Source organism: Pseudomonas sp. LF-5, from assembly GCF_037626295.1.
In the GTDB taxonomy this organism is placed as follows: Bacteria; Pseudomonadota; Gammaproteobacteria; order Pseudomonadales; family Pseudomonadaceae; genus Aquipseudomonas; species Aquipseudomonas monsensis.
This window is the reverse complement of the sequence record NZ_JARKMT010000009.1, coordinates 189,108-214,960: the sequence shown is the minus strand read 5'-3', so window position 1 is coordinate 214,960 and position 25,853 is coordinate 189,108. Positions and strand designations below refer to the sequence as shown.

Annotated in this window: 14 protein-coding genes; 7 read left to right on the top strand and 7 right to left on the bottom strand. The window is 59.7% G+C overall.

Features of this window, described 5'->3' with window-relative positions; genetic code table 11:
* Positions 1-455 precede the first annotated feature (455 nt).
* The 4 genes from PseuLF5_RS22585 to PseuLF5_RS22570 all read left to right on the top strand — a co-directional run bounded on the left by PseuLF5_RS22585 (position 456) and on the right by PseuLF5_RS22570 (position 15,553).
* On the top strand, positions 456-3,593 hold the full coding sequence (locus PseuLF5_RS22585; protein WP_340134786.1) for a hypothetical protein: 3,138 nt from the start codon (positions 456-458) through the stop codon (positions 3,591-3,593).
* Positions 3,594-3,743: 150 nt separating this feature from the next.
* Positions 3,744-7,400 carry a Tc toxin subunit A gene (locus tag PseuLF5_RS22580; protein WP_340134785.1) on the top strand — a complete coding sequence of 1,219 codons (3,657 nt, stop codon included), beginning with the start codon at positions 3,744-3,746 and terminating at the stop codon, positions 7,398-7,400.
* A gap of 49 nt (positions 7,401-7,449) precedes the next feature.
* Positions 7,450-11,529 carry a Tc toxin subunit A-related protein gene (locus PseuLF5_RS22575; protein WP_340134784.1) on the top strand — a complete coding sequence of 1,360 codons (4,080 nt, stop codon included), beginning with the start codon at positions 7,450-7,452 and terminating at the stop codon, positions 11,527-11,529.
* Positions 11,522-15,553, top strand: coding sequence for a hypothetical protein (locus tag PseuLF5_RS22570; RefSeq protein WP_340134783.1), 4,032 nt, complete (start codon positions 11,522-11,524; stop codon positions 15,551-15,553). Before PseuLF5_RS22575 ends, PseuLF5_RS22570 begins: the two co-directional genes overlap by 8 nt.
* A gap of 17 nt (positions 15,554-15,570) precedes the next feature.
* Here the strand turns inward: PseuLF5_RS22570 and PseuLF5_RS22565 are convergent, their stop codons facing one another.
* From PseuLF5_RS22565 to PseuLF5_RS22540, 6 genes are read right to left on the bottom strand one after another with little or no spacing between them, the layout of a single operon-like run.
* On the bottom strand, positions 15,571-16,902 hold the full coding sequence (locus PseuLF5_RS22565; RefSeq protein WP_186748183.1) for a DUF58 domain-containing protein: 1,332 nt from the start codon (positions 16,900-16,902) through the stop codon (positions 15,571-15,573).
* A complete protein-coding gene (locus PseuLF5_RS22560; protein WP_123467264.1) occupies positions 16,899-17,900 on the bottom strand; it encodes an AAA family ATPase in 1,002 nt (333 codons plus the stop codon). The genes PseuLF5_RS22565 and PseuLF5_RS22560 overlap by 4 nt, the downstream gene beginning before the upstream one ends.
* Complete coding sequence (locus tag PseuLF5_RS22555) at positions 17,897-19,060, bottom strand: DUF4350 domain-containing protein (RefSeq protein ID WP_340134782.1); 1,164 nt, start codon at positions 19,058-19,060, stop codon at positions 17,897-17,899. The genes PseuLF5_RS22560 and PseuLF5_RS22555 overlap by 4 nt, the downstream gene beginning before the upstream one ends.
* On the bottom strand, positions 19,057-20,604 hold the full coding sequence (locus PseuLF5_RS22550) for a DUF4129 domain-containing protein (RefSeq protein WP_340134781.1): 1,548 nt from the start codon (positions 20,602-20,604) through the stop codon (positions 19,057-19,059). Before PseuLF5_RS22550 ends, PseuLF5_RS22555 begins: the two co-directional genes overlap by 4 nt.
* Positions 20,591-21,568, bottom strand: a complete 978-nt coding sequence (locus PseuLF5_RS22545; protein ID WP_340134780.1) for a stage II sporulation protein M — start codon at positions 21,566-21,568, stop codon at positions 20,591-20,593. The genes PseuLF5_RS22550 and PseuLF5_RS22545 overlap by 14 nt, the downstream gene beginning before the upstream one ends.
* Complete coding sequence (locus PseuLF5_RS22540; protein WP_340134779.1) at positions 21,565-22,290, bottom strand: RDD family protein; 726 nt, start codon at positions 22,288-22,290, stop codon at positions 21,565-21,567. Before PseuLF5_RS22540 ends, PseuLF5_RS22545 begins: the two co-directional genes overlap by 4 nt.
* A 181-nt stretch (positions 22,291-22,471) precedes the next feature.
* Between PseuLF5_RS22540 and sbcB the strand changes: the two genes are divergently transcribed.
* Positions 22,472-23,902, top strand: a complete 1,431-nt coding sequence (sbcB, locus tag PseuLF5_RS22535; protein WP_340134778.1) for an exodeoxyribonuclease I — start codon at positions 22,472-22,474, stop codon at positions 23,900-23,902.
* A 97-nt stretch (positions 23,903-23,999) separates the two neighbouring features.
* Here sbcB and mvaT read toward each other — a convergent pair whose 3' ends face one another.
* Positions 24,000-24,377, bottom strand: a complete 378-nt coding sequence (mvaT, locus tag PseuLF5_RS22530) for a histone-like nucleoid-structuring protein MvaT (protein ID WP_038366705.1) — start codon at positions 24,375-24,377, stop codon at positions 24,000-24,002.
* Between the two features lie 336 nt (positions 24,378-24,713).
* Between mvaT and purU the strand changes: the two genes are divergently transcribed.
* Positions 24,714-25,562: a formyltetrahydrofolate deformylase gene (purU, locus tag PseuLF5_RS22525; protein WP_123467252.1), complete on the top strand. Its 849-nt coding sequence runs from the start codon at positions 24,714-24,716 to the stop codon at positions 25,560-25,562.
* Positions 25,563-25,664: 102 nt separating this feature from the next.
* On the top strand, positions 25,665-25,841 hold the full coding sequence (locus PseuLF5_RS22520) for a hypothetical protein (protein WP_186748189.1): 177 nt from the start codon (positions 25,665-25,667) through the stop codon (positions 25,839-25,841).
* The last annotated feature ends 12 nt before the right edge of the window (positions 25,842-25,853 follow it).

Genomic DNA, 25,853 nt, shown 5'->3' with positions numbered 1-25,853 from the left:
GGTCATTTCTCCGGTATGTGCTGCCAACCGCTCGCGACTAAACGAGTGGGTGGCGGCTGGACGCAGGTTAGTCGACCGCTGGAGAAATGAATCCCGGCGCGCCCGGAGGCGCCCTGCGAACAGCCACCATCGAGTGCGGGGATAGGGAATACCCGACTTGATGACACTTACACGCATCATTTCAACCACCGGGCGACTAAACCCGACCACTGATTGGCAGCGGCACGGACCAAGTTACGGGGCATCACCAAAGCGCACAAGTCGGCGGATTCTGAGGGATGTGTAGGCAACGGCGCAAGGCACTGTAGCCATGTGCGTATGGCTGAAGGACGTTGCCAGCCTGCGTTGTAGGAAAAGCTACCGTCTGTCGGGACTGTCAGATTTTACAGGTAGGCAGCCGGTTATCCGGCGGCGTACACATACCTCTCGGACATAGCGACGATGAGGGCAGAGTCATGTCAAAGGATACGGATCTGGAAGGTGCACCCGGCGAGGCCGACGTGTTTGGCGCCAATCAAGAACCACCGCTTCTCTCGGACGGAATGAGTCCGGACGGACAGTATGTCGGGCCTTTGGAAATTCGGGATTGGGAGTTTTCCGAAATCGTCGATACCAACAGTTCGATCATCTTCAATGTCCCGCAGTCTGACGGAGAGCATCAGGTCTGGATTGATTACTACGGCCCCAACGGATATCACGTGAAATTGCTTGAGGGGGCCTGGTACTTGGGCCAACAATGGAACGAATGCCGGGCTACTGGACTTCCGGAGGGTTATGGCGAGTATTCCACGATATGGAGATACAAAACCGTTTGGTCCGAGACAAGAAACAAACCGGTATTCGTCAGAAAGCTACCGGTTATCACCGGTAAAGATGAACTGACAGCAACAGTCCTCGGCACGGGTGTTACGAGTGGCTATCTTGAAATCGTCGAAGACAGCACTAACGTCTCGATGAGTCAGCAGATTCTCGGCAACCAGGCCAACTGGACCCTCAAATTGCGCGAGGGTTTAAAGCCCTGGACTTACAGCATCAAGGTCAGGCATTCGGAAACTGGATGGGCTACTCGTTACTCGAAGCCGATCAGTTTCAATTATTACGGCGTCCCTACCATCCGTGAGCCGAAACAGGATGATGTCGTAAGGGAAAGCAGACCCAGGGTTGAAGGCCAAGGGTTTCCGTCTGCAACCGTGAAAATTTATCAATCAGGCTCGGGCGCCATTACCTATGGTGAGGCCCAGGTTGGCGATGACGGGGTCTGGTCGACGTATTTGCAGCACGACTTGCCCTATGGATCCTTTACGTTTATCGCTCAACAGTCGATGGGCAATTCTGTATTGCCCGGCTGGTCGAATCTGGTGACGGTCAATGCCAAATTTCCGCCCGGTACCCCTGCAATAGATTCCTTGCTTCCTGTCACGGAGCAGAATCAGAGTTTTACCCTGACTGGATCGAATGGCGGGGTCGGGGGGATTGTTCGAATTTTCATCGACGGGACGTCAACCCAGGTCGGTGAAAGCGCCGTGCTGACGCAGGCAAATTGGAGAGCCCTGGTTCAAGTGCCCGTAGGGCGCGTCTCGTTGGTGGCCATAAACGTGCGGGACGAATACGAATCCGGGCGCAGCGGTCCCCGCGCCTTCAAGATCCGCCCCCCGGCGCTGCTGGAACCACAAATGACCGTTCTCGCGGATGGCGGCATTCGGTTCTCAGGCAGCGGCCACTCCAGTGCAACGGTCGAATTCACTCTGCTCTCAGACTCGGGAGTCACTGTACCGCCGTCTGTTGTAGTCAGAGACGGCATCTGGCAAACAACCGCGACAGGCTGGCCATTCGGCACTTATAAGCTCAAGGTCATTCAAAAGGTTCAGGACGGAGCCAATGGCTGGATCGAGTCAGTCAAATTGGAGTTCACGGTCGACAAGCATATGCCTGATGTGTATGAAACGGACTTCTCAAGGGAGTACCAACCCACCTTCAGCGGCAAAGGTTACAACGGCGCCACTGTCAGGCTCTACCATCCCGGCGGCATACATCTGGCCGCCCCCGATGTCGTCGTGAAGGGCGGGGAGTGGTCCAGCAGGGCCATCGAGCAATGGGGGCCGACGGACAAACGGGAAGTTCATATCAAGCAGTTCATCGGTGAAGCGTGGTCGCCGACCTGGGTGGCACTGAAGGTCACGATCCCGCCACGGGCTCCCGGCGTGGATGATCCGCTCGAGGATGGCCTCTCACCCGTGTTCCGTGGCACATGCTGGCCGGGAGCAGACGTCAACATCCGCTTCAGCGACGAAGAGCACGTTGTGTACCCGGGCATTGTCAGTGACGGCACCTGGCAATTTCGGCGTGACAAGGCGTTTGCCGCGGACGTGGCACATACCGTGACCGTGACTCAATTCGTCGACGAGCAACCCTCGGATCCGGCATCGAAAAGCTTTACCGTCCATCTACCCATGCTGGTGCCGGTGATCACTCAGCCCGAAGGCGACGCGAAAGTCGGCCGCGTCACGACGGTCGCAGGCGAGAAAGGTATGCAAGGCGCCACGTTGCAGTTGCGTGACTTCCTTTCCGAGACACCTCTGGGGGCGCCCAAGGAACTGGATGAGGACGGTGACTGGTCGATCGATCTGAGTGATCTGGAATTCAGGCGCTACACCATCGATGCTCGGCAGACACTGGCCGGACGGCACTCTGCGTACAGTGACCGGCGCTCGTTCGAGGTGGTACTGCAGCCTCCGCTCATCACCCAGCCGACGATGAACGGCAAGCTGCCACGTACCGCGATGCTGGAGGGGACGGGGATGGCGAATGCGCAGGTCGAGGTGTTTCTGCAAGGGCTCTCCGAGCCTTGGCTCAAGGATGTGGCGGTGAACCAGGAGGGCTACTGGAAAGCCGAAGTAACCTTGCCGGTGGGCCACAAAACCATCTGGGCCCGGCAATGGTTCACGGATGACACCGGCAAGCGGCGCGAGTCGGACAATACCGAACCTGTGAACTATCAGGTCGTCCCGGCCGCCCCGTTCATCGAAACCCCGGTCGAGGGCGACGTCATCGGACGGCGGGTGGTGGTGTCGGGATTCGGTGTACCCGGCGATACCGTCAGTGTGACGTTGGCCGGGGCTGCGCGGGCAGTGCTGGCAAGCGCTATCGTGCAGGACGATCGCACCTGGTCGGTGGCGAGCGATGTCGACCCCCTCACCGGGGGGCATTACCGGTTGCAAGCGGTAGCGTCACTGCAGGAGTTCGAATCGGTCGAGGCACTGCGACTGGTCATGCTGGGTACGTTTTTGCCCAGCCTCGAGCGGCCGGCGGCGGGCAAGTGGGTCAGCCAGCCGGTGCAGTTTTCCGGTCGCGGCCGGGAGGGCATGGGCGTCGCCGTCAGTTGGTACAACCCGGATGTGCAGTGGGTGGCGCAATTGCCCGTTACCGGTGGGCAGTGGGACGCAGAGGCGACGCAGACATTGCCCGAGGCGGGTCACTGGTACCGATTCCGACAGACCCTGACTGACGGCGCGGACGACGCAACGATGTCTGACTGGGTCGACAGTGCGCGTTTTGAAGTGGAGTCCGCGCGCCCGCTCCGCAAGGATTCCTGAAGTCTGTTTCCGACTAACGGTCTGTGAACCTGTCAGATCTGACAGTAGACGGCGCCGCTGTCGAAGCGCTCAATCTTCCTCATCGAATGTGCAACCTGACACCAAGTGTCAGGTTGCTCGGACCTTCTGTCGCCTCAAGGAACCCTGATCATGGCTGATTCGCGCCGTCCTGCCGTGCAACTGTTTGAGCAGTTGTTTGGCGAAGAAAAACAATCCCGGGATGCTGGGCTGGAAAGTCTCAGGCAGTACCTTGAGGAGGGAGGCTCGATTTTTCCACTGGTGGAAAAAGGCGTTCAGGGCCTGGTGCTGGAGCACACGCTGGGTGCGGAGGATGCCCGGCAAATTCTGCGCCGGTTGAACAGCATGGCCACCTACGTGCGTCGCCAGTTCATTCAGCGGACCCTCAGCGGCGATAAAGGGGCGCAGGCAGCGCGGTCGAGCGGGATTCTGGCGATGGTCGATGGTCCGAGTTATGAACGCCTGTTCCCCACCTCTTTTGATTCGCTGTGCCCACCGGATGGCCTGGAGTCGATCACCTCGCCGGTGGCGTATCTGATCGATCTGTTGCGCTGGATCCGCGACCGTATCGAACTTTACGGCGTCGAGACAGAAAAGTTTCCGCTGCATGATCGACGCAAGGATCTGAAGCGGCTGTCGGTCGATTTCAATGCGGTGTACCGCTCGGTATCGTCGGTCGACATCATTGTCGCGGTGCTGGAAACGTTCATCTCCGAACACCAACCCGGCGTGCCACTGGAAGATGCGTTGCTCGCGGCGCGTTACCCCAACGGTCTGCCCTATTACCAGCACTGGGTCACGATCGACACGGTCGCCCGTCACCACGGATTGTCGGTCGGTGATTTTTCCCGACGGGTTGATCTGATCTATCCCTATTTTTTGTCGCCGCTCCCCGGCGATACCGATTCTGCGCGTGCTGCCATGATCCATACATCGCGGCTGGGGCCCAGGCAGCGGGAAGTGCTGACTGAGCCAGCCGTAGTGGTGGGCGAACGTAACGATTTTTACCGGGACAACTATGGCGCCGATGTGCTGGATTGGCAGAACCTCAACCAGGTGCCATTCTTCGGTGGACGGACAAAGCTCGATACCCGGGCAATCGAAAGCCTGTTGTCGGTGCGCACCTTTGCTCCGGTGCGTTCGGCCAATGTGAAATTCACCCCTGAAGTACCGCCCAATGAGGCGGAAAGCGGTCATTCCGGTTCGATTTACATCAATAAGAACCAGCATCCGGCGATCGGACTCACCGAAGACAGTTCAACCCCGTCAATTCTGCACAAATTGACAGCAAGTCCCAGCGACGCCGCAGGGCTGAACGGCTATGACCGAATGAACCGAATGGTGCGTCTGGCCAACTGGCTGGAGTTGCCGTTCGATCAGGTGGACGCGCTTCTGGCGGCTGCCATGCGCGCTGAAAGTCGCGGCACCGAAACGGCGAACAATTGGGAAATTACCGAAGGCGTGGTGCGGGCTCTCGGCCTTTACCAGAGCCTGCGCGAGCGCTACCAATGCACGCCGGCGGACTTCGCGGTGTTTATTGACGAATTGGCGGTTTACGGTCGCGCCGAGGTGCTGTCACCGTTTGATCAGGTCTTCAATCATCAGGGCGACTACCGCCAACCGTTCAAGCTCGATGGCGCGACGTTTCCGCTGATGCCGCTACCGGGCGTCTCGGACCTGACCATCAGCCAACTGTGCGAGGGTCTGGCGATCGACCTGCAGACTTATCATTACCTGGCGTTAGCGGTGGCCTCTGCACACGGGCTCTCCCAAAACCTGACGCGCACCGCGGCGATCGTTTCCAGTTTTTATCGGCTGGTGAAGTTGCCTCGGCTGTTGAACATTACCCCGATGGAAGGTTTGCTGATGCTGACATTGCTCGGTGGCGAGCACGAGCAATGGCTTCCCGCTTTCGCAGGCGAGCCGGCCATCCACGCGCCCAATTCGGGCACACCGGATGTGTTGAACCTGATCGAGGCCATGTCCAGCTGTGTGCAATGGTGCGAGGACAGCGGGCTGTCGGTGTCGTGGATGCTGCAACACGTGGCACCGGCGCAGCCCGTGAGCGAGGCGTCGGAGTCGGATCGGCAGTTTTTCGAGCAGATTCGCAATCTGCTGTCGACGGCGCTGTTGAGCAACGGTGCCTTGTTGATGGCCGGCGTACCCTCTGCAGGCGCGGCCAACTGGCTGGACTTTCTCACCAGTCACGCGGACAACCTCGACCCTGTCGTGGATGCTGACGGCCTGGTATTGGCCCCAGTGGGAACAGCAGACGCTTATTTGAGCTTCCTGCGTGCCAAGTTGGCGTGGGCGGTTGAAAGTGCTCTGGGTGACATCGGCACGCCGCAGCGCGATTCGATTGTCGAAACCATGCTCAGTGTGGTCTTGCAGGCGCGGGACGCTCAGGTGTCGTTGGTCAGGGAGACCCTGGCTGTCTATGCAGGCGTTCCGGTCGATCGGTCCATTGCCCTGCTCGATTGGTCAAACGCTACGGTCTACCAATTACTGCGACAGGTGATCGAACACGTCGGTCTCGATGTGCAGGAAACATTCCGCGGGCGCAACGAAGAACCGGATCCGTTACTGACGCTGTTGGGCGAGGTGCGCCGGCGGGCGGAGGTGACGACGACGCTGGGGTTGAGCGCCACGCTGTTGCAGGACTATCTGGATTACGGTCATCTGGCCTGGCTCAATCAGGCGGACAAATATGCGTTCACCGTGCGTACGCTTTATTACCTCACCACGCTCACACGGGCGTTCAGCCTGAGTGAACAGCCAGAGCAGGCGCTTCTGGACTATCTGCGTCAGGTCAATGCACTGCCGAAAGTCACCGGCCATGCTGCGCGTCTGGCGCAACAGGCCGCCGCGATCAAACTGGCCGGGTTCTTCGGCTGGAGCGTGCAGGAAGTCAATGAGTGTGTCAGCCGCGTTGACGAGTCAGAGCTCAAAGTGTTGAAGGACCTGACACAGCTGGATCTGTTGATGCGCGTGCGTGTGCTGTCAGCCGACAGCGGCATGGATGCGCTGACGATTTTTCTGATGGGCCGGTTGCCCGCGACGCTCGACAAAGCGGCCTACGCCGAAGCGGCGGAACTGGCCTTGCTGAGCGAGACTCGGGCGCGAGTGCCGGTTATCCAGGCGCAGGGCGACCTGAAACAACTGGTCACGATCACGTGCACAGTCGACAACTCGACCGTTGTAGCCAACAAGCCCGATTCGAAAGCCACCTACACCGTGACCCTCACGGATGCTGAGGGGCAGGCGTTGAAGGACGTTACGGTTTATTGGCGTGCGACGCTCGGCACGGTTGAAACTAAAAAAACCGAGGTAAACGGCGTCCTTGAAACCGATTTTGTTCCGGGCAAGGTCATGGGAACGGACACGCCGCAATACTGGCTGGATTTGTTTGAGCCCGAGAACGCTCCGCCCATCCAGGTGATGGTCGATTTCAAAACGCTGAGTTTTTCGGAGAGGGACAAATCCCCAGTGCCCCTGGAAACCGTGCCGCGGGGCCAAGAGGTCGAGCTCTACGCCAGGCTGCGGGATAACTATGGAAATCTTGGCCAAAACCTGCTGGTGGACTGGAGTTACAGGCCTGTCAATTCGAATAAAAGACAGAGTGTGAGCATCCGGCCTGCGCATGGCTTCACCAATCAGGAAGGGTTGACGCGTGTCTTTGTCTCCAGCGCTACCGGCGGGACATTCACGTTCAGTGTCCTCAGTCAAACCGGCGAGACCTCTGCCAATTTTGAGGCCATCACCTTTGAAGGCGATGAGGTGCCGGCATGAGCCTGCGCAACAGTTTCACCCCGAGTGATACCCCCAGGGAGCAAAGATCATGGCATTGAGCAATGTTGGCGGGCTGTTGGAAAAACGTCGTTTGGCGCTGCTTGAATACTGCATCGGACAGTTCGGCGCACAGACTTATGATTTTCTGGAAACACCGGATGACCTGTTTGAACTACTGCGCATGGACCCGCTGGACACCTACCCGGTGCAGAGCTCCTGGGTGGCCGAAGCGACCAGTTGCGCGCAGCAGTACATCCATGCCGCTTATCGCAAACTCGAGCCAGGTTTTGCCACGCACCAGTTCGACCCGCGCCATCTGGCCGAGTGGGAACTCACCAACAATTACCCGGACTGGGCCGCCGTGCAGTTGATCGCGTGCTACCCGGAAAACTTCATCAATCCTTTTGTACGGCAGCGCAAGACCAGCCTGTTCAAAACCCTGGAGAGCGCTCTCACCCAGAGCCGCTTGAGCAGCGATTCGGCACAGGCGGCGCTGCGCGATTACCTGCAAACGTTCGAGCAGACCTGCAATCTGGATGTCATCAGCGGCTACATGGACGGCAAGACCCCGGCCCGCGCCGATTATTACTTTGTCGGGCGTCAGCGCGAGCAGCCGTTCCAGTATTTCTGGCGCAAGGTCGAGGTTGAACTCACTTCCACGGATAAGGCCATCAATCCGGCGGCCTGGAGCGAATGGCAGGCGGTGGACATCCCGGCGGGTAATCGCGTGCTGGATATTCGCCCGGTGTTCTGGAATGGCCGCTTGTGTCTGGTCTGGGCAGAGTGGCGCGACCGGGTGCCCCTTAAGCCGGCGGACGAATACACGCCCTACAAACTGGAGATCAACCTGGCATTCATGACGCAGAACGGCCAATGGTCGGCGCCGTTGGCTGTGCACAGTGCGGAGTATGAAGAGGATCGCAGTGCCGGTGCGCGGCTGATTGCGACGGTGCGCGAGAACTATCTGCACCCCAAGGGCAAGCTGGGTGTGTTGATCACCAACGACGAGACGGGTGAAGACAATAAGCTGAGCGCGCAGGTCATCCGTGATGTGCTGATGCAGCCTGTCACTGACGATGGTGGTGCCTGGCTGGAATCGGCGCTGCAGAATCGTTTTGTCAGCGCCGAGACGGTGCAGCACCCAATCGGCAGTCAGGTAACGGTGGTCTCTCGTGTGACGACGCTGGGCGCCATGACGCCCTATCTGGATGTGCAATTCACGGCGTTGCGTGTGGATGGCAAAGATGTGCTGACAGTTCAGGGTTTTTGCCGGCCAACGGGACTGGGCGCCGGCAATGCGAGCATGAAACTGGCCTTGAACTTCAGAACCGAGGATGACCCTGCGGATGTTGTTCAAAACTTTCCAATAGCGGGCGGCTGGACAACTGATGTGCTGACCTACTCGCGAAGAGCCGGTAGCTGGGGGGCAACCACCTTCTCCTTCGGCGATGCTGCTGGCGAACTTGGAGGCAAGGAATTTGACCTGACCATTGTCGATCTCATGGATTTCTCCGCGCCGACACTGGTAAAAAACAGCATCGACGCCGCGCAATTTCTGTCTCTCAATCAGCCCGGCCTGGCGCTGAAATTCTCCCGTCTGAATTCACTGTTCGCTCCGGAACTGGTACAGCGCGCCGGTATTTCCGTGGATGCGGTACTGGATTGGGATACCCAGTTTCTGTCCGAACCACCACCTACCGGCGTCGTCTTCACCGAGCCCAACGGTGCTTTCGACGGTGCCAACGGTCTGTTCTTCTGGGAGTTGTTTTTTCATCTGCCGCACTTGATGGCCACGCGTATGCGCGACGAGGAGCGCTTTGGTGAAGCGCAGGTCTGGCTGCATTACCTGTTTGATCCGCAAGCCGTCGCCGATCCACAAACGCCGTCGAAGCTTGTCAATCCGAAACCGCGGTATTGGCGCTGCCGTCCACTGGCGGACCTGGGCAATCCGGGCTTTGAGGCCATGGCCCCCACCGACCCGGATGCCATCGGTTATGCAGCACCGGAACACTTCAAGATTCTGGTGTTCAGCGACTACGTGAGAAACCTGATGGCATGGGGCGACTGGTATTACCGGCAACTGACCCGTGACAGTCTGGTGGCGGCCAAGTTGTGCTATGTGCAGGCCGGGTTTCTGATGGGCAAGGCACCGACGGCACGCACCGTGACCCGTTGGCAAACCGCGACGGTTGAGAGCTTGCTGACCCAGTGCGGCGCGCGCACGGCGCTGGATGAGTTCGAGCAAACGCTGGATTACAGCCTGGCGGATCTTCCTGCCGCTTCCGATACCCCGCCCATTCTCGGGGTGGTGGGTTGCGGGCCTTTTGAAATACCGATCAATCAGTCACTGCTGGACCTGTTCGCGGCACCGCAACAGCGTCTGGATAACCTGCGCAACAATCTCACCCTCGATGGCAAACCACTGGATATCCCGTTGTTCAGCCCGCCCACCGATCCCAATCAATTACTGCGTGATCTGGCGGCGGGCGGTGTCGCCGGGCCGCGGCCGATGGGCGGGCGGTTGGTCGTCAACGCGTTCCGCTGGCGGGTGATATTCGAGGTCGCGTTGCGTGCGGTGCAGTCGCTGCAGGATTACGGCAGCCAGGTGCTGAACCTGCTGGAACGCAGGGATCGTGCCGAGCAGGAAGAGACGCAGCAAAGCCATATCGTCGAATTGGGCGCTTACGCCCGGTCCATGCAGGAGCAATCCATCGCCCAACTGGAGGCGAATGTGACCGCGTTGCAGCAAAGCAGCCTGGTGGCCAGCGAGCGCGCCGAAGCCTACAAAAAACGCTATGTCGAAAATATTTCGCAATACGAATATGAGGTCATGGACAACCTGGCCACAGCGAAAGTCCTGGCGGTGACGTCCTCCAGTATCAAGCCCGCTGCGGCGTTGATGGCGGCGCTGCCGAATATTTTCGGCTTCGCCAATGGCGGGCACCGCGCCGACCAGGTGCTTGAAGCCGTCAGCTTCGGACTGGGCATCGCCTCGAACATGAAGCAGCTGGATGCCGACAGGCAAGCCACCACCGAAGCGTATCGCCGTCGTCGCAACGAATGGGCGCTGCAACGTGATCAGGCCTTGGCGGAAGTGCGGGCCATCGACGCGCAAATCGTGGCGCAGGGTTACGCCATCACGGCGGCCCGATTGAATCTTGAGCAAACCCTCAGGGCCAACGATCAGGCATTGACGGTTTACAACTTTCTGAAAAAACGCGCGAGCAATGCCGAGCTGTACGGCTGGCTGTTGGGCCAGCTCAAGGCCTTGCACTATCAGGCTTACGATGCCGTCATCAGCCTGTGCCTCAACGCCCAGGCATCCCTGAGCGCCGAGACCGGTGATTACGATGCGCAGATTCCCCTGCCCAATGTCTGGCTTGATCATCGGCATGGTCTGACGGCCGGCGAGCACCTGCGTGGGCATTTGCTGCGTATGGAGCGTGAATACCTGCAGCGCCACGAGCGGCGGCTGGAACTGGTGAAGACCGTCTCCCTGCGGCAGTTGTTCGAGGACCGGGTGGACTTGCAAACCGGCGCTGACGACTGGGCCAGTGCGCTCAAAACATTGCGCGAGAGCGGCACGCTGGAATTCAAACTGACGCAGCTATTGTTTGATCGTGATCATCCGGGGCACTACTGCCGCCAGATCAGTGGGGTAGAAGTCGATCTGCCGGTGTTGACCGGTCCCTACGAGGACGTGCGGGCCACTTTGCTGCAGATCGGCAGCATGACGGCGACCCGAGCCACGGCGCAGTCGGTGGCCTATTTGCACAAACCGACAGGCACGGCGCCTTCGGATGTGTTGTTCAACCTGCGTAGCGGTCAGCAGATCGCCTTGTCCACAGGCGTTGCCGACAACGGCCTGACGGCGATGAAACCCGACGAGGGTTTGCTCAATCCTTTTGAAAATACCGGGGTGGTTTCCAGTTGGAAAATCAGTTTTCCCTGGCCGTTGAAAAGCCCGCAAGCGGCCACGCTGAACTCGCTGACGGACATCATCTTGCGTGTTCGCTACACCGCAAAGGCCGGCGAGCGGACCTTTGCCCGAACGGTCGAAGACATGGTGACCAAAGCTGAACGTACCGGTCAAAACACAATGCTCAAGGGAGTGCGCAATCATGAATGAACCGGTGATTCAAGCGAACGAGAGTCTGGTGCGCAACGGCGAATTTGCCGATCTGGAGCACTGGGACAGAAGTGGCCTGGTCGGCACCGGCAGTGAAATGTATGAGGGTAACGTCACCTCCTTTCTGCAAGCCGTGGACGGAGGCTGGGTGAGACAAGAGATGACCTTGCCCAAAGACCCCGGCGTCGACGCGCATTACACCCTGACTTTCCTCTGTGAGATACGGCACGAGGAATCAGGCTGGCTGCGCCTTTGGAGAGATACGCAGTTGTTATTGGAGATTGAACTCAAGCCTGGAGACTCGCGCAATAGCGAGCAAGACCGGGCCCGACTGGCAGCGGGACAACCGCTGGAGTTCAGGCCGATTAAATACGAACAGGCGCTGGAACTGCCGATTGCGCGTGGCGACATACTTCGTCTTGAAATTACCAGCCCTCTGAATGAAGCGCATATTGAGGCTTCGAGACTGCGTATCACCCACGTCGACATCCAATTGCGTCTGGCGCCGCTGGCGTTGCAGGCGTTGCAGATAGACCAAGAGACCCTGGCGCCAGGCCGTACGTTGCACCTGTGCATTGGCGCGACAGACACCGATTCTCACCGATTGACCTTTGTGCCTGAGCCGGACAATAGCTGGCGTGAAACCAAGGCTGCACTGATCATCCAAGGCAATCCGCAAGACGCAATTCTGGCGACACCCGACTGGCAGGTTGATCAGCCGCTGCAAGACCAATGGTTGCTCGACTGCCCCTTCCTCGGCGATGACCAAGAGCATGAGTTGACGCTGAACCTGCTCAACCAGTACCGCGCCGAGGCTTACACCATTCCCGTATCGCTGGGGCATCACCGTTTGGCTTTCGGGGCGGAAAAGGACGCGGCTTACTACCCGATTTTCGAATACGGGCAACAGGTGCAATTGGGGGTTCGAGTGGTGTCGTTTTACACCGCGCAGGCCATCAGCGGGCGCACCGTGACCTGGGCGCAAGCGGGTGCAGGCGTCAAAGGCGCCGCTGTTTCCGGTGACGATGGTTGGGCGTATTTCGATTACCAGCCAACGCAGGCCGGTGAGTTCGTCATCGAAGCGTCGGTTGTCAGCCCTTATTACGCTGGCGGTGTGGTTTCACGCCGCTTCGATGTCCGGGTACTGGCCACGGACCCGTGGCGTGAGCTGTCGGTGATTGTCGACGAAAACGCGACGGGCTGGGAGGCGACCGGTTATCCGAATCGTGGCAGTGCCCATCCCTTGCAGATCCGCGTGCCTGTCGACAGTCCGTTGTTGGACTCTGAACTGTCGCTGCATTGGCGCGGCGATAGCCAGACGCAATTGGGCGTCGTGGTCAGCCCGGCGCTTGAACAACCCGTGCCGGTCGACAGCGTCGACACGGTCTGGACGCTGACCAGCGACGACAGCAGTGACGGCCGGTTTGTATTGTCACTGGTCTGCTCGAAGCTGCTGTTGCCGTCACCGGATAAACCCATGTCACTGGCGCGCAACCGGGTCAAGGTCGGCGAGGTGCGCGGCGCCAATAAGTTTCCGATTGTCGATGAGCAAGAAAGCGTGTTGCTGCGCCTGCAGGTATTACACGACGTGGCCCTGGGGGATGGCGATCCGGTGACCAATGCGTTGGTCGACTGGGAGACACCCGAGGACGACATCGTGCGCACTGTCACCGGAGCCGGTGGCTGGGCCAGTTTGCTCTACACGCCAAAAAGCGCCGGGGCCAGGACGGTCACGGCCAGCGTCAAGGCACATGCCGAGGCCAGTGCGATCGAGCAGTCGTTCGATGTCACAGCTGTCGCGACCAGTCCGTGGAAGAACCAGGTCAACATTTTTCTGGACGGGGTGGAAGTCGAGCGCAATACGCTGGGCGTGCTGTGCCGTCGCGGGCAGATCCATACGCTGCGAGTCGAACCGGTTAGCGGCAGCCCGTGGATCGGTAAAAACATCAGTTTGCACTGGCGAGATGAGGCGCCCGCGATCGGCTTGCAACCTGCCGATCTGGACATGCCCAAGGCATTGGTACAGGCAGGGGTGCAATGGCAACTCGCCTCAACGGCGGAGTCCAGCATCAGCAGCCTGTTCGATCTGGTGTTGCGCCTTGAAAGCGTTGAACTGCCACGGGAATTGTCCGGGCGTCTGATCGCCGCAGACCTGACTGAAGAGCTGAGTCTGGTGCTCGATCAAATCCACGCTGAGCTGGATTCTCTCAGCCTTTATCCATGCCTGGGCGCGCGGCACCGCTTCAACGTTTTGCCCAATGCATTGAGCCCGTTGGTGGGTTTGCAGGCATGGCTGGTATGGTCGGGTACCTCCGCCGAAGCATTGGCCGCGACAGTGCAGCCAGCGCTGAATGCCGGGCAACCGTTGAGTGATGGCGGGGCGCTGTGGACATTGGATTTTTCCGCCAGCGAGCAACCTGGCCAGTTTTCATTGTCGCTGGCGCTTCCTCAGCTGGACTTTGCTGCCGCGCCCAAACCAATGGACCTGGCGCACAACAAAGTACGCATCGAAGCGTGGCGTGAATCGCCGATCGAGCCCGTAGTGAGCGAGGATTCGGCGTGGATGTGGGTCCAGGTGGTTTCGCATTTCACCGACCGTGCCGTCGATCAGGCCCCCGTCAGTTGGGTGGCGGAGGAAAAAACCCACGAAATGAATACCGCCGCCGATGGCTGGAGCGGGTTCCCGTTTGTGCCCACCTCTGCCGGGCTGAAAACGGTGCAGGCTTCGCTGTTCAGCCGCTATGACGGCTATCGGGATTCGCAGTCAATGACCGTCGAAGCGCTGGAGGTCGATCCGTGGAAGGGCGTGACGGTCAGTTTCGATGGTCAGCCAGCGCAGCCTTGGGGGGAGGTAACCTGCTTCCCGCGCCGCCGCGCTCAGCACACCATCCATGTGATGGCTGCGCAAAACAGCCCCTTGTTCGATCATCAACTGACCCTGGGGATGAGCGGGGCAGGGCCTGCCGAGTCTGGGATCCGTTTCGAATATCCCGGCCTTGGAACGCCTATATCTTTCAGCAACGCGGGCTTTCCTTACACCTTCATGACCGGCGATCTGAAGGACGCCAGTTTTGCCCTGCGCCTGTCCTCATCGAAACTGGCCAGGCTGTCCCCGGCCAATGCAATGTCATTGGGGTCGGGAACTCAAGTGCTGAAAATCCTTGCCAGTCAGCGAGCCACCCAGACGCTGCAGTGGGGCGAGGCGGTGTCTGAACAGATCAGCGTGGTCTCGTCTGTCAGTGGCAGGCCGATGGCGGGCCTGACGGTAACCTGGCGCAGCCCGGAGCTGGGCGTGGTTACCACGGTGACGAACTTCTACGGGGTTGCGAAGATCCGTTTTGTGCCCACTACGCCGGGGGCCATTGAGCTGACGGCGACGGTGGGCGATGCGCAGTATTCGGAATCGGTTTCGTTTGCGTTTTTCCTTGATGAACCTCGTCAAATAAAGTCGCTGTCCAGCGTCGGTTCAGCGGGTTCACCGGGGCAGCAAGCCCATGCGAGTGTGACTGTTGTTTCGGCCTTGACGGGGGAACCTCTGCCGGATGTGTGGGTGGAGTGGACATTTGAAAACGTCTCGCTCTTACCGAGCAAAACGAATGAAGACGGGATCGCACTGGTCAGCTTCGAATGTCCCTTTATCAGGCAGGGTTTTTTACAAGCCTTGGTCAAGGGCGGCCTTGCCGGCTGGGAAATACAATCTCTGGCGGTGCCAATTGATGTTCCCCAGGTGCAGCGACTGACTGTACCGGGAAATCAAGTGATTCAGGTGGGAGAATTTGCACTCATCTATGCGACGGTCTTTTCTGCTGTCAGTCAAGCGCCCCTTGAGGGCGTGGAGGTAGTCTGGATCAGGGACGGTGTCGAGCAAGAGTGGCCAACTGAAACCGATATTCGAGGCGAGGCGTATCAACACTTCAGGGCCTATGCAGCGGGAAGCATGACCATCCAGGCACAAATTCGTGACCCCAAAGGAAAGCCTTTCGACAGTAAGCAATTTGTATTCACCGTGGTCGAGCGGCCCTGAGGCTGGGAGCGAAGACGCTACAGGTTTCCCGCTCGTTTCCACTGCAGATACTGCGTCACCAACTCGGCCCCTAACTCCGGGGGCCGAACATCCACCACCGGAACGCCATGCGCACTCAAGCGCTCATGGAGTTCTGCCCGCTCATTCAAGTAATTCACCGTCCCGCAATAAGCCAACGCCTCAGGCAGCGTTTGCACCGTGGTCTGGCGTAACGTATCCAGCGTCTCTTCACGCAGGCTGGCCACCAGCACCCGATGTTGCGTGCTCAGGCGTTTGACCGCGTTCAGCAGTTCATCATCGTCTTCATCGCGCAGGTTGGTCACGAGAATGACCAGCGCCCGGCGCTTGTGCCGAAGCAGTAGCTGATTGACTGCAGCCTGATAGTCGGCAGGGCGTTGCGTGCTGTCGAGATCGTAGACGCTGTTGAGCAACACATTGAGCTGGCCGCTGCCTTTGACAGGCGCCAGATGGCGCGGTTGATCGCCGGCGAAGGTGCTCAGCCCCACCGCATCGCCCTGACGCAATGCCACATGGCTGAGCAGCAGGCAGGCATTGAGTGCGTGATCGAAATGCGACAGCTCATCGTCCTGGCTGCGCATCCGTCGGCCACAGTCGAGCATGAAGATGATTTGCTGATCGCGCTCGTCCTGATACTCCCGGGCAATCGGCGTGCGCTGGCGGGCGGTGGCTTTCCAGTCGATCTGACGCAGGCTGTCGCCTTCGCGGAATTCGCGCAGCTGATGGAATTCCAGCCCCTGACCGCGACGCTGCCGCTGGCGTACGCCGAGCTGGCTGAGCCAGTTGTCCACGGCCAACAGTTCGCCACCGTAAAGTCGGGCGAAATCCGGGTAGACGCGGGTGTTGTCGACGACGCTGAGCAGGCGCTTGCCTGACCATAATCCCAGTGGGCTCGGCAGGTTGATCTCGCAATGTTCGAAGCTGAAGTGACCGCGTTTGAGCGGGCGCAGGCGATAGCCGATCAGGCTGCGCTGGCCGGGTTGCAATTCGACCGACAGCGGCAAGTGCTCGAAACTCAAACCCTCGGGAACGTGATCGAACACTTGAACCTGCAACGGCTCGGTAAATTCATGCGCGACCTCCAGACTTACCTCGCTCCAGCGACCGAGCGCCAGGCTGCCGGGAATCTGCCGACTGATGCGCACTGCGGGCAGGCGTTTGAGGCGCATTGCATCGAGCGTCGCCAAGGCGAGCAAGGCCAGTAGCAACCCCCAGTTGATCGACAGCAGGCTCGCCGGGACATTGATCTCCAGTGCTTGCAAGGTGCCCAGCACGATGCCGATGGCCGCCAGGATCAGCAGCCAGATCAGCAGCAGGCGCGAGGGTTTCACAGGCGCGGCGCCGGGACTTGATCGAGCAATTGCTGCAACACCTGATCGACTTGCAAGCCTTCGATATCCAGCTCCGGGGCGAGGCGCACACGATGGCGCAGCACGGCCAGGGCGCACCCCTTGATGTCGTCGGGAATCACGAATTCACCGCCACGCAACAGGGCGCGGGCGCGTGCGCAACGTGCCAGTGCAATCGAGGCGCGCGGCCCGGCGCCAAGGCTCAGGCCCGGCCAGGTGCGGGTGCTGCGTGCGAGTCTGACAGCATAGTCGAGCACCTGATCGTCCAGCGGCAAATCGCTGGCGATGCGCTGCAGTGCCTGCACATCCTTGGCCTGCAACACCGTGCGCAGCGGCTGCACGTCGAGCATGTCGGCGCGGGTCGAACGGCTGACCTGACGCACCATGTTCAACTCTTGATCGGCATCGGGATAGTCCATGCGCACCTTGAGCATGAAGCGGTCGAGCTCGGCTTCCGGCAACGGATAAGTGCCTTCCTGTTCGATCGGGTTTTGCGTGGCGAGGACCATGAACGGTTGAGCGATCGGCAGGGCCCGGCCTTCGAGGGTGACCTGGCGCTCCTGCATCGCTTCCAGCAACGCCGCCTGGGTTTTCGCCGGGGCGCGGTTGATCTCGTCGGCCAGCAGCAGGTTGGTGAACAGCGGGCCTTTGCGCAGCTTGAACTGTTCGGTCTGCAGGTCGTACACGGCGTGGCCGGTGACGTCGCTGGGCATCAGGTCCGGGGTGAACTGGATGCGCGCAAACTCGCCGCCAAAGCAGCGTGCCAGTGCCCGCACCAGCAAGGTCTTGCCGAGCCCCGGCACGCCTTCGAGCAAGACGTGGCCACCGGCAATCAGCGCGGTCAACACGTCGTCGATCACGGCGTTCTGGCCAATCAGTGCCTTCTGCAATTCGCCGCGCACGGCCTGCGCCAACTGACTGGCGCGCTGGCGCTGCTGGGCGGCGTGGCTGGCGCTGCCGGGCTCGATCTGTTCAGTCATAACGTGTTCCTCAAGGTTTGCAGATGGGCGACCTGACGGCAGAAGTCAGCACTGGACAGGCGCCGCTTCGACACCGGGCTCAGGGCCTGACTGATGGCGCGGGTGGGTTGCCGGGTCAGACGTGACAGCACCAGCCATTGCTCGGCGACGTTCAGTTGAGCGAAACCGGGATGTCGGCGGCGGGCGCGGCGCAGGACGTCCTGTTGCAAGGCCTGCAACAACGCCTGCTGGCCCGAGTGGCGCAGGGTGAAGTCGGCACTCGCGCGCAGGTGTTCCTGCAACTGTCGGCGCCCCTTCGGCGCCGGCGCCTGCAGCGGACCATGACGTACGCCGGCCTGCCACAACCACAGGCCAATCAGCGCGAGCAGGGCGACGATGGCCTGGGGGAAATAGCGCCAGAGCAAGGTCAACAGGCCGTCGTGCACGGTGTTGTAAATCAGTGTGACGTCGGTGTCGGCGCTCAGATACCAGAGCAGCCAGGCGTTGTCGTACTGGCTGATGGCGGTGGTTTTCCAAAGGTCGGCATCGGTGACCACGGTGATCGAGCCGAGGCTGTAGGGCAGTTGCATCATGTGCGTGGCCTTGGCGCTGTTGGCCCAGGCCTGTGCGAGGTTCTTCGGGTCATCGAGATGGAAGTCGGTGTCGAACCCGGCGTAGGCCGGTGCGTCCTCATCTTCCAGGTACAACCTGGTCAGTTTCGGGAAGCGCTCTGATTCCGGAACAGGGGGGGAGTCTTTCAGATCCTTGCTCAAGGACTGATGCAGTTGCACCCGGTCGAGCAGCAGGTCGTTGCTCTGCTTGGTCTGCTCGTCCCATATCGACTCCGCCACGAACACCAGGCGTCCGCCGGCGCGCGCCCAGTTCAAAACCTGATCGACCTGACGCGGCGTCATCCGTGAACGGTCGTTGAACAGCAGAAGCGTGTGTCGACGCGGGTCGATCTGCGGCAATACGGTGAGGCTTTCAGCGTGGCTGACATTGAGGCCGCGCTCACGCAGAAACATCTCAGCTGCCAGATAGGGATTGGCTTGCGCCGCCGGCGATGGGCCGTGATCGACCACTTCCTGATAAGGCCTGGCCTTGAGATACATAAACACGCTCAATACGCCGAGCAGCATGACGATCAGTGCGCCAAGCCACCACACCGTACGCCGGCTCAACGCGCAGTTCCGTGGTCGAACAACGCGCGCCAGCCATCGCACAATTGTTGTTGCAGATGCGCCGCCGGCAGGCGATGCCCATAGGCCATGTTTTGCCAATGCGTGGTCAGGGTGCGGCTGAAGGCGAGCAGTTCCGGGCGCTGCAGCTGTTCGATCCGGGCGAGTACCTGATGTTCGGTGTCGGCGGATTTCAGCGGCAGATCGAAGTCATGGAGCAGTTGGCTGAGCAGCCCGCGATAGAGCAGGCTCAACGCTGCACGGGGCTGGCTGTGCCAGAGTTGTTCGGCACTGCCGGCGATATCGTCAGGCAGGGTGTCCCGGTTCAGATCCAGACCGAACGCCTGCGCTGGCAGGGCTCGTGCAGGCTTGGCCGGCAGTGTCGGGCGGCGACTGACAAAAGCTTGCAGAAACTCGCGATAGCGCCAGATCAACCCGCCGAGCAAGGCGATGACAATGCCCCACAGCAGCACTTCAATAAACTTGGCGAGGGTGTTGAGGTGCTGACCGTCGAGCCAGCCCAACAGGGTTTTCAGCCACTGCGGCAATTCACCGGGTGTTTGCTCTTTGGCCGGGGCCGCCGGGTCATCGCCGAAGCGGTAACGAGTAACGCTTTCCTTGTTCTTGAACGGCGGTTGGTCAAGCAGGGCCTTGATGCTGTCGCGCGACGCCTGACTGGTCAGGGGCTGATTCAGCAGTCGTGGGGCGTCGGGGCCGGTGTCGGGTTCGCCAGCCCGGACTGACGGTACATTCGGCAACACCAGACAGACCGCCAGGATCAGCCCCAACACACTGTGGTTCAGACGCTGGCGCAAGCGGCGGAACACCAGTTCGATGTCCCAGGCTTCGAGTTGCGTGCGGCGGTTCAGATACAGGCTGAAACCACAGGCGACATATATCGGTTCCCACACCACAAGCACCAGCGCATACAAGGCATTGGTCAGGTGTTCGAGCCAGCGCCAGTCGTGATCCGCCGCGAGGATCAGCGACTGCCAGTCCCAGTCGGTTTCGATCTGCTGCGGCAAGAGCATGTAGAACAGCACCATCAGGCCGATCCACAGTGCGGTTTCCAGATGCACGCCGATGATGGTCAGCCATTGCGCGGCGCCGGCGTTACGCTGCAGCAGTACGTGCAGACGTTGCTGCCTGGCATTGCCGTCCAGCCCTTCGAGTTGCATCACCGGCATCAGAAAACTGCGGCTGACACTCAGGCGTCGCCAGGTCAGACTGGCCAGCAGTTGTGGCCTGAGCAGGCGCGGCCATTCGCGCAAGGCTTGTCCGAGTGTCGGCGTTTCCCCGAACAGCGCCCTGGACAGGATGTACAGCGGCAGTCGTTCATACGCCGGCTTCAGCCACCAGAAGATAAACACCGCCAGTGACGGCGAGTCCCACAACACCACCGTGAGCAAGGCAAACAGCGGCAGGGTGACGATCGCCCAACTGGTCATCAACAAACGTCGATGTTGCTGACACATGAGCACGCCCAGATCCATGGCTTCCCAGGTCGTGCGCGGACGGATCACCACGGTGGCGTCACTCAGGCGCATGGCGTGTCCTTCCGGCGAACAGCAAATAAGCGGCGACCCCTAACCACAGTCCCGCACCCACCAGATATTTGGTGTGCGGTGCAACGCTGATTCTGGATGACCAGTACGCCTCGATGAACGCCGCAATAAGCAGGAACAGCATCACGCCGCAGACCAGCAACACGCTTTTGCGCGCCGCCCGTTTCAACGCCTCGGCGCGAGTCAGGCGGCCAGGGGCGATCAAGGCCCAGCCGAGTTCAAGACCGGCTGCGCCGGCAAGCGCGATCGCGGTCAGTTCAAAGGCACCATGGGCGATCACGAACGACCAGAAGGTCTGGCCGAAACCGATTTCGGTGAGGTGCCCGGCCACCGCGCCGATCACCAGACCGTTGTAGAACAGGAAAAACGCACTGCCCACGCCCATCAGCAAACCGCTGGCAAAGGTCTGAAAGGCGATGCCGATGTTGTGCATCACGTAGTAACCGAACATGACCCAGTCCTCACTGGCGGCACGTTCGACGGGGCGCCCGAGGTGACCGGCCACCGGGTCGTACATGCCTTGCATTTCACGCACCTGGTCGGCCGGGATCAGGTTGTAGACCAGTTCGGGAAAGGCATACACCAGCACGCCAACGCCGATCAGACTCCCGAAAAACAGCAGGCCGGCGACCAGTACGAAGCGCCATTCGGCGCGCACCAGCCTGGGGAAGTCGGCAAGAATGAAACTCAAAAGGTTGGCGCCCAAACGGCTGCGATGCCGGTATAGCTGTTGGTGCCCGCGCAGTACCTGCTGTTGCAGCGAGTCGATGAGGAAACTGCTGTAACCGCGTTCCCGGGCCAGTGCCAGGTGGTGGCAGAGGCTGCGATAGGCTTTGGGGAAACCGGCGACTTGCGAGGTGTCCTTGCCGCGCTCGAGACGTTCGAGGGTCAGCGCAAAACGCTCCCATTCGGCCTTGTGACGACTTTCGAAAAGGCTTTGCTTCATGTCGGCCCCAACAAGCCACGGGCGATGCCATTGAGTTCCGCGACTGCCTTCGGCGCGGAGATATGCAGCGGCTGGGCCAGCAATGCTGCCAGTTCATTGACCCGCGACACTGACAACTCGCCCTGACGTTCGGCAAAGCCGAGGATGGCGCGTTGTTCGTTGAGGCTGAGGGCAATGGGTGATCGACGAGGTTCGGCGCTCGGCAATGCCGGGCGAGTCAGTGGCCGCTCGCTGTAGACCACCAGCGTGCCCGCTGCCATATCGCCAAGCCGTTTGAAGGTCGGGTGTTGCAGGCAACTGATCGCGCCGAGGAAGTAGCCGAACGGCAGCAGATCGACGAAGCGCAGCAGGTTGCGCAGCAGCGAAGCCGACCAGCCGACGGGCGTGCCGTCGTCGTGCACCACGCGCAGGCCCATCCACTGTTTGCCCGGCGAGCGGCCCTGACGCAACACTTCGAACAGCACCATGTACCACCAGCTGATCGCAAACAGTAGCAGCGAGCCCAGACCCATGCCGAGCTTGCCGAGAAACGCCAGAGCGATAAACAGCACGGCCATGATCGCGCCGCGAATGCCCAGATCGATCGTGAAGGCCACGGCCCGCACCATCAGCCCGGCCGGGCGCAATGGCAGGTCGATGCCTTCCGGCGTTTCGACCTGATACCGCGTATCCAGCGGCGGGGTCAGCGGTGCTTTCCTTGGCAGTGCTGTAGGCTCGAGCATGGGCTACCTGATGTTCGCCTGTTCGGGGTGCAAGTGAGTCCGATGCTAGCAGTCTCTCGGGGGAAAACGACATAACTATGTATTGCACATCGTGTGTCGCAGGGTGCCTGAATGACGCGAGGCTGGCCGCGACCGCAGTTGAACGCCTAGACTTCGCCGATCTTCAGTTCAGGAACCGCCCGTGACTTCTATCTTCTGGTACGACTACGAAACCACTGGCATCAATCCCCGTAGCGATCGCCCGTTGCAGGTGGCGGGGATTCGCACTGACCACGCGCTCAACGAAATCGACGAGCCGGTCAACCTCTACTGCCAGCCCAGCGAAGACATCCTGCCGCATCCGGCCGCCTGTGCCATCACCGGTATCACCCCGAGCCAGCTCGCCGAACAGGGCTTGAGCGAAGCCGATTTCATGACCCGCGTGCACGCGCAGCTTGCTGCGCCAGGCACGTGTGGCGCGGGTTACAACACCCTGCGTTTCGATGACGAGATGACGCGTTACAGTCTGTATCGCAATTTCTTCGACCCCTATGCCCGCGAGTGGCAGGGCGGGAACAGTCGCTGGGATCTGATTGATGTGGTGCGTGCGGCCTATGCCTTGCGCCCCGACGGTCTGGTCTGGCCGACCGATGACGAAGGCCGGGTGACCCTCAAGCTCGAACGCCTGACCGCCGCCAATCACATTGATCATGGGCATGCCCACGAAGCGTTGTCCGACGTGCGCGCGACCATCGCCCTGGCGCGCTTGATCCGCGAGAAGCAGCCAAAACTCTATGACTGGCTGTTTCAGTTGCGCAGCAAGCAGAAGGTGATGGATCAGATTCGCCTGTTACAGCCTTTGGTGCATGTGTCCGGGCGCTTCTCGGCGGCGCGCAGTTACGTCGGTGTGGTGCTGCCACTGGCCTGGCACCCGAAGAATCGCAATGCCTTGATCGTCTGCGATCTGCACCTCGATCCGCAGGGCTTGCTCGATCTTGACGCGCAGACCCTGCGCCAGCGGCTGTACACCCGTCGTGACGATTTGCCCGAAGGCCAACTGCCGGTGCCGCTCAAGCTGATTCACATCAATCGTTGCCCGGTGGTCGCGCCCCTGGCGGTGTTGCGTGGCGAAGATCTGCAGCGTCTGGGGCTGGACATGGCGTTGTATCAGGCACGAGCACTGCGACTAACTGACGCACAACAAGTTTGGAAAGATAAAGTCGCGGCCATTTATGCCAGCGAAGATTTCATCCCCAGCGAAGATCCGGAGCAACAGTTGTACGACGGATTTATCGGTGACCGCGATCGACGTCTATGTGAGCAAGTCAGAAGCGCTGACCCTGCTCAACTAGCGCAAGAGCAATGGCCTTTCGATGATGAACGTTTGCCCGAATTGCTCTTTCGATATCGAGCGCGCAACTTTCCCGATACGTTGAATTCTGAAGAGCAAGAACGCTGGCGGATATTTTGTCAGCAGCGTTTGTCTGCGCCGGAATGGGGCGCTCCGAATACCTTGGCATCTTTTACAGAGGCGGCCGGCGAATGGATGCATAGTGCGACGGCGAGTCAGAAAGAGGTGCTCAATCAATGGCAGAATTATGTCCAGGCATTACGCAAACGTTTGGATCTTTGAAAACGAACATGGCCGGCTCTGAAAAACGCACATAAAAAAACGCCAGCATTCGCTGGCGTTGTTTTTTTCGCGGATTGCTCTGCGAAGGCGTTGCGGCTTAGCCCAGCAGGGTAGCCCAACCTTCAACCACGTCGCCGCCCCACTTGGCTTTCCACTCTTTCAGAGTTTTGTGGTTGCCACCTTTGGTTTCGATGACTTCGCCATTGTGCGGGTTTTTGTATTGTTTAACTTTGCGTGCACGCTTGGTGCCAGTAGTTTTTACTGCACCGCCACGTGGTGCCTTGGTTTTTGCATCCGGATCCAGCAGTGCGATGATGTCGCGCAGGGATTTGGAGTATTCGCCCATCAGGGTGCGCAGTTTGCCTTCGAATTCCAGCTCGGCTTGCAGTTTGTCGTCTTGCGACAGGTTCTTCAAACGGGCTTGCAGCTCTTTGATTGCTTCTTCGGTGGCGCGATATTCGTTGATCAAGGACATGATTACTACCTTAGTAGAGTGCTGAATGACAGGGGACAGTGCGGCAATAATAGTCAGGCTGTTTCATCAAGTAAACATTTAACCGGGCTTTTTATTTAATTTAGTTACAAGAGTTAGCGATAAATTGAATGCCCCGTTAAATAGTGTGATGCAGTCATCACAGATATTCACAGTTGCCTGATCAATCAGGCCATCGGCGCGCCACTGTCCTGACGAATCATTCCGCCAAAAAGCCGTAATTCGCAGCGGCAGCCACGGTAACGGTCATCAATACTGCAGTTTTCCTGCGCAGTCGCTAGAATGGCGGCCTTTGCGAAGTTCTGGAGTTTCCCCCTCATGCGCACCTATCGGCTGGTGATCTCTTGCCCGGACCGCGTTGGCATCGTTGCCAAAGTCAGTAACTTTCTGGCGTCCCACAACGGCTGGATCACTGAAGCGAGCCACCACTCCGACAATCAGATCGGTTGGTTTTTCATGCGTCACGAAATTCGTGCCGATTCGCTGCCCTTCGGTATTGAAGTATTGCGCGAGAAGTTTGCGCCAATCGCCGAAGAGTTCTCGATGGACTGGCGCATCACCGACACCGAGCAGAAAAAGCGCGTGGTGCTCATGGCCAGCCGCGAATCCCACTGCCTGGCCGACCTGCTGCACCGCTGGCACAGCGATGAACTGGACTGCGAAATCTCTTGCGTGATTTCCAACCACGATGACCTGCGCAGCATGGTCGAGTGGCACGGCATTCCTTATTACCATGTCCCGGTCAATCCGCAGGACAAGCAACCGGCGTTCGCCGAAGTGTCGCGCCTGGTCAAACAGCACGATGCCGAGGTGGTGGTGCTGGCGCGCTACATGCAGATTCTGCCGCCGGAGCTGTGCCGCGAATATGCGCACAAGGTGATCAACATTCACCACAGCTTCCTGCCATCGTTCGTCGGTGCCAAGCCGTACCACCAGGCTTCCCTGCGTGGGGTGAAACTGATCGGTGCGACCTGCCACTACGTGACCGAAGAGCTGGATGCCGGCCCGATCATCGAGCAGGACGTGGTCCGTGTCAGCCACAGCGACAGCATCGAAGACATGGTGCGTTTCGGTCGCGATGTCGAGAAGATGGTGCTGGCCCGTGGCTTGCGTTATCACCTCGAAGATCGCGTGCTGGTGCACGGCAACAAGACCGTGGTGTTCTGATCGAACGCACGTGCGCTTGAATTCTGAAGGGCCTGGGCGTTCAATCGCTCAGGCCCTTCTTCATTCAGGCCCCTTCGCCGTTTCCGACCCGAGGACATGCTGATGAGCGATCCACTGGACAAAGCCACTTCCAAAGCGCCCGCCACATTGGGCGAAGGTTGTCTGAGCCGCTATGACCCGGAGGATATGAGCCCGGAGGATGGTACGGAGTTTCCCGGGGCTGCCGAGTTGTGGGAGCAGTTAAAGGAAGAATCCGACGATTCAGATTCCAGACGCTGAAAAGATCACTGC